This is a genomic window from Paracraurococcus ruber, from assembly GCF_004353985.1.
Lineage (GTDB): Bacteria > Pseudomonadota > Alphaproteobacteria > Acetobacterales > Acetobacteraceae > Paracraurococcus > Paracraurococcus ruber.
Genome location: NZ_SMOA01000314.1, coordinates 1 through 5,838 on the forward strand (window position 1 = coordinate 1; position 5,838 = coordinate 5,838).

Sequence of the window (5,838 nt, forward strand, 5' to 3'; positions counted from 1 at the left end):
ACCTGCGCGGCGAGGTCGGCGAAGCCGGGCGGCGGCGGCACGGCCGCGGCCGGCGCGGCGACCGGCAGCAGGGCCAGGGCGGCGGCGCAGACGCCGCGCCGCGGGAGGATCATTGCCATGGTGGCCAGTCTGGCGCCCGGAGTCATTGCCGGCCTGCGGCCGCGGCCTCACAACGCGGCAAGCGGAACGGCCGATGCCGGCCGGCGCGCGGACGCCACCCCTGCACCCGGCGCGCCGGCATCAGGCGAGGAACCGGCCGTCGAACAGCCGGGACAGGTCCACGTCCTGGCGGACCACCCCGGTCTCCCGCTGCACCAGATGCGCCTTGCGCTGGAATTCCGGCAGGCCGCCGGCGGCGTAGTCCGTGTTCCGCGGCGCATCCATCCATTCGATGAAGGCGGCGCTGGCCTTGAACTGCTCGGCGGTCTGGTTCACCCGCTTGCCCATGATCTCGAAGCTCCTGTCGGGCTCCCGCGCGATCATCGCCACCGCGTCGAACCAGGACTTCACCACCCGCCGCACGGCTTCGGGATTGGCCTGGATGAAGGCGGGCTGGAAGGCCAGCGTGTCCACGACACAGGGGTGGTCCAGCGTCGTCGCCAGGATCCGCCCCTTCTCGGCGCCCATGGCGCGCACCTGGGACAGGTAGGGCTCGTAGGTCGCGCAGGCATCGAACTGGCCGGCGACGAAGGCCTGCGCGGCGGGCTGCGGCGCCAGGGTCGCGGTCTGCACGTCCCGCACCGTCATGCCGTTCTCGCGCAGCATGTAGGCCAGCAGGAAATAGGGCGAGGTGCCCGGGCCGTCCACCGCGATGGTCTTGCCCTTCAGGTCGGCGAAGCCGCGGATGTTCGGCCGCGCGCCGATGCCGTCCCCGCCATGGCTGCGGTCCAGCACCAGCACCTGCACCAGCGGGATGGTGGAGGCCCAGAGGATCATGGTGTCCACCGTGGTCACCACGCAGTTCAGCGCGCCGGAGGCCAGCGCCAGATTGCGCTCCCGCTGCGGGACGAATTTCGTCTCCACCTCGACGCCGTTCGCCTTGAACAGCCCGGCCTGCTCGGCCAGCGTCAGGGGCGCGAAGCCGGTCCAGCCCGACATGCCGATGGTGATCTTCGGCAGGGCCTGCGCGCGCAGCATGGCAGGCATGGCGAGCAGGCCGGCGGAACCGGCGACGAGGCTGCGGCGAAGCATCGGGGGGTCTCCTGGGGCTTCCCTGGGAGCCTATCGGAGCGAACCGCCCGCGCAAGGGGGATGCTGCATCGCAGCAAGGCGCCGCCTCAAGCGATCCAAGGGGGGGGTAGCCTCGGCATTGGACCGGCCCCTGGCGGATGGCCGGCCGGGGCGGGGCAGCGCCCGTCCCGGATCGGTCAGATGTCAGGATTGAGCGTCGCGCTGCTGCCGAAAGGCCGGCTGTCCGGCAGGTCGTCGCTGTCGCGGGCGTTGTCCACGCCCTCGGCATCCTCGCAGCAGGCCTTGATGGCGCCCAGCGTCCGCGCCAGCGCCAGCCGCATGCCGTTCTCGACGCTGCCATGGTCCCGCTGCAGCCGCGCCGCCACCTCGGGCTTCGGGTCGATGCCGAGGCGGAGTTCCACCGCGGCGCCGCCCGCGGCCTCGGTCACCACGATGCTGCCCTGGTAGCCGTCCTGCGTGTGGGATCCCCAGCGCATGCGGCGCTGTTCCGGCTCCGCCTTCAGCCAGCCCTCGTCGCGATAGGCATGGTCCTGTGCCCGGCCTTCCACCGCGATGTCGTCATGGTCGGCATGGCGACCGCGCGGCCCGACATGCGTCACGGTGGGCAGGTAGCGCGGCATGTTGCGAAGGTCGGCGAGGAAGCCGAAGACTTCCGCCGGCGGTCGGGCGATCTCGATGCGGCCGGTGTATTCGCCCATCGCGCGTCTCCTCTCGGTTCGCGGGGCGAACGCCAGGGACGGGGCGGGCGTTCCCGGCCAGAGGAGGCTGCCGCGGGGGGGCTACCGCGCCCGCCCGGTCGCGGCGCGGCGGCCGCCGCGGCGCTTCTCGGGATCGTAGCCGCCGCCGCCGGGGCCTAGGGGCTTCGGCTTCCAGTCCTGCTTCGCCCGGCCCTTGGCGCTGCCCGCCGGGGCGCGGGGCGTCTCCGCCTGCAGGGAACGCCCGGCCAGGTTGGGCTCCAGGCCCAGGTCCAGCGCCTCAAGCCGCTTGATCTCGTCGCGCAGCCGCGCCGCTTCCTCGAATTCCAGGTCCGCCGCCGCGGCGCGCATCCGCTTCTCGAGTTCGGCGATGGAGGCGCGCAGGTCCTTGCCGACGAACTGGGCGGTGGCGTCGCCCTCCACCGCCTCCACCGTCACATAGTCCTGCTCGTAGACGGACTGCATGACATCGGCGATCTGCCGCTTGATGGTCTGCGGCGTGATGCCGTGCTCGGCATTCCAGGCCAGCTGCTTGCTGCGGCGGCGCTCCGTTTCCTCCAGCGCGCGGCGCAGGCTGTCGGTCATCCGGTCGGCATAGAGGATGACGCGGCCCTCGGCATTGCGGGCGGCGCGGCCGATGGTCTGGATGAGCGAGGTGGCGCTGCGCAGGAAGCCTTCCTTGTCGGCGTCGAGGATGGCGACCAGCACGCATTCGGGGATGTCCAACCCCTCCCGCAGCAGGTTGATGCCGACCAGCACGTCGAAGGCGCCGCGGCGCAGGTCGCGGATGATCTCGATGCGCTCCAACGTATCGACGTCCGAGTGCAGGTAGCGGACCTTGATGCCCGCTTCCGTCATGTATTCCGTCAGGTCCTCCGCCATGCGCTTGGTCAGCGTGGTGACGAGGACGCGGCCGCCCTTCTTCACCGCCTCCCGGCATTCGGCCAGCAGGTCGTCCACCTGGCCTTCTACCGGACGGATATCGGTGATGGGGTCCACGAGGCCGGTCGGGCGGATGACCTGCTCGGCGAAGACGCCGCCGGTGCGCTCCATCTCCCAGGGGCCGGGCGTGGCGCTGACGAAGACGGTATGGGGGCGATAGGCCTCCCATTCCTCGAATTTCAGCGGCCGGTTGTCCATGCAGGAGGGCAGGCGGAAGCCGAACTCCGACAGGATGCTCTTGCGCGCGAAGTCGCCGCGATACATGCCGCCGAGCTGGCCGATGGTGACGTGGCTCTCGTCCACCACCAGCAGCGCGTTCTCCGGCAAGTATTCGAAAAGCGTGGGTGGCGGCTCGCCCGGGCCGCGGCCCGACAGGTAGCGGGAGTAGTTCTCGATCCCCTTGCAGCTCCCCGTCGTCTCCAGCATCTCGATGTCGAATTGCGTGCGCTGCGCCAGGCGCTGGGCCTCCAGCAGCTTGCCCTCGCCCTCCAGCCGCGCCAGCGTTTCTTGCAGCTCCTGCTTGATCTGCACGATGGCCTGGTTGAGCGTCGGGCGCGGCGTGACGTAGTGGCTGTTGGCGTAGATCGAGACGCGTTCGAGTTCGGCGGTCACCTCGCCGGTCAGCGGGTCGAATTCGCGGATGCCGTCCACCTCGTCGCCGAACAGGCTCACGCGCCAGGCGCGGTCCTCGAGGTGGGAGGGCCAGATATCCACCGTCTCGCCGCGGATGCGGAAGGTGCCGCGGGCGAAGAAGCTGTCGTTGCGGCGGTACTGCTGCTCGACCAGGCCCTTTACCAGCACGTCGCGGTCGATGCGGCCGCCCTGTTCCAGCTTCACCACCATGCGGGAATAGGTCTCGACCGAGCCGATGCCGTAGATGCAGGACACGCTCGCCACGATCACCACGTCGTTGCGTTCGAGCAGCGCCTGCGTCGCCGAGTGGCGCATGCGGTCGATCTGCTCGTTGATCTGCGCATCCTTCTCGATATACGTATCGGTCCGCGGCACATAGGCCTCGGGCTGGTAGTAGTCGTAGTAGCTGACGAAGTATTCCACCGCGTTGTCGGGGAAGAAGCTCTTCATCTCCCCGTACAGCTGGGCGGCCAGCGTCTTGTTCGGCGCGAGGATCAGGGTCGGGCGCTGCACCGCCTCGATCACCTTGGCCATGGTGAAGGTCTTGCCGCTGCCGGTCACGCCCAGCAGCACCTGGTCCCGCTCCCCGGCCATGAGGCCCGAGACGAGGTCCCGGATCGCGGCCGGCTGGTCGCCATTCGGCTCGAAGGGCGAGACGACCTTCAGGACGCGCTCGGACGGCGGGGCCGGGCGCTTCTGCGGGAAGAAGGTGACAGGGGCGAGGTGGTTCATCACCCCCCGAATGTGGGGCGGGCCGGGCGCCGCGTCGAGCGTCCCGTGCCCGCCCCGGGCAGTGCCTTACCGCTTGCTGCGCAGCATGCTGGCGATCACCCAGGTGGCGGCGACGGCGACGCCGATCGCCACCAGCGGGCGGGACCGGGTCAGGTCGCGCACCTGGTCGGCCACGTCATAGGCCATGTCCCGCCCGTCCCGGGCATAGGACCCGGCCGAGGAGGCATAGGACCGCGCGGTGTCCACCGCCTCGGACGCGGCGGGGCGGACGCGGCGCTCCACCAGGTCTTCCATCTGCGACCACAGGCGGGACAATTCGCCGCGCGCATCCTCGCCGCGGTCGCGCAGGCGGCTGCCGGTGCGGCGGCCGTAATCCTCGGCGTCGTCGCGCAGGTCGCGCAGGCGGGACCCGGCGCGGCGGCCATACTCCTCCGCGTCGTCGCGGATGTCGCGGGTGGACGAGCGCCAGCCGGAGAGAAACCCGTCAGCCATCGAAAATCTCCGTCCCATTCGGTTGCGGCGTCTGAACGGCAATGGCCGCTCCGGGTTCGCTCGGGTTCCGACACCCCCGGCGGAGGCGCATGCGGCGGGGGCGGGCCGGGCGGGATGGCCATCGGGGTGGGTTGGGGGGCCGGCCGGATGCCTGCCGGGGATCGCGGGCGGCCGCGGCGCGACCCCGCGGACCGCGCCGGCACATGGCGCGCGGAGCGGCGTTCACGCCGCGCGGCGATCCGCCCTAGAAGTCCCGCATGCAGGACGAGGACGGGCGCCCTCCCATCGCCGTGATCGGCGCGGGGCCGGCGGGGCTGATGGCGGCGGAGGTCGCGGCGGCGGGCGGTGCCCGGGTGGTGGTGCTGGACCGCATGCCCTCCCCGGCGCGGAAGCTGCTGATCGCCGGCCGGGGCGGGCTGAACCTGACCCATTCCGAGCCGCTGGCGGCCTTCCTGCCCCGCTATGGCGCGGCGCAGGACCGGCTGGCGCCCTTCGTCGAGGCCTTCCCGCCCGCCTCCCTCGTCGCCTGGGCGGAGGGGCTGGGGCAGGGGACCTTCACCGGCAGTTCCGGCCGGATCTTTCCCCGGGCGATGAAGGCCTCGCCGCTGCTGCGGGCCTGGCTGGCGCGGCTGGCCGGGCTGGGGGTGGAATTGCGCCCCCGGCATCGCTGGCTGGGCTGGCGGGACGGGGCGCTGGCATTCGACTCGCCGGGTGGCACCGTGGGGGTGCGGCCGGTGGCGACGGTGCTGGCGCTGGGCGGCGCCTCCTGGCCGCGGCTGGGATCGGACGGCGCCTGGGCCGGGCTGCTGGCGGGGGTGGCGCCGCTGCGCCCGGCCAATAGCGGCTGGCGGATCGCCTGGTCGGAGCATCTGCGGGCACGCTTCGCCGGCGCGCCGCTGAAGCGCATCGCCCTGGAGTTCGGCGGCCGCCGGGTGCGCGGGGAAGCGGTGCTGACCGCCGCGGGGCTGGAGGGCGGGGTGGCCTATGCCCTCTCCGCCGCGGTGCGCGACGCGGTGGCGGCGCGGGGCGTGGCGGAGGTGCTGCTCGACCTGCGGCCGGACCTGGAGCCGGGGGCGCTGGCGGCGCGGCTGGACGGGCCGCGCGGCGGGGTCACCGTCGCCAACCTGCTGCGCCGCGCCGGCCTGGCGCCGGC

General features: G+C 72.3%; 5 protein-coding genes. 1 reads left to right on the forward strand and 4 read right to left on the reverse strand.

Annotation, left to right across the window (positions count from 1 at the left end; translation table 11 throughout):
- Positions 1–240: 240 nt before the first annotated feature.
- From E2C05_RS27845 to E2C05_RS27860, 4 genes are all read right to left on the reverse strand, one after another.
- Positions 241–1,191 (reverse strand): ABC transporter substrate-binding protein, encoded by a 951-nt coding sequence (locus E2C05_RS27845; protein WP_133222903.1) that lies wholly within the window; start codon positions 1,189–1,191, stop codon positions 241–243.
- 176 nt (positions 1,192–1,367) lie between these two features.
- Complete coding sequence (locus E2C05_RS27850) at positions 1,368–1,889, reverse strand: SRPBCC family protein (RefSeq protein WP_133222904.1); 522 nt, start codon at positions 1,887–1,889, stop codon at positions 1,368–1,370.
- A gap of 81 nt (positions 1,890–1,970) precedes the next feature.
- Complete coding sequence (gene uvrB, locus E2C05_RS27855) at positions 1,971–4,193, reverse strand: excinuclease ABC subunit UvrB (RefSeq protein ID WP_133222905.1); 2,223 nt, start codon at positions 4,191–4,193, stop codon at positions 1,971–1,973.
- A gap of 66 nt (positions 4,194–4,259) precedes the next feature.
- Positions 4,260–4,685, reverse strand: coding sequence for a hypothetical protein (locus E2C05_RS27860; RefSeq protein WP_133222906.1), 426 nt, complete (start codon positions 4,683–4,685; stop codon positions 4,260–4,262).
- Positions 4,686–4,942: 257 nt separating this feature from the next.
- Here E2C05_RS27860 and E2C05_RS27865 point away from each other — a divergent pair.
- Positions 4,943–5,838 (forward strand): TIGR03862 family flavoprotein (locus tag E2C05_RS27865; protein WP_133222907.1); only part of this gene is annotated, 896 nt, incomplete at its 3' end.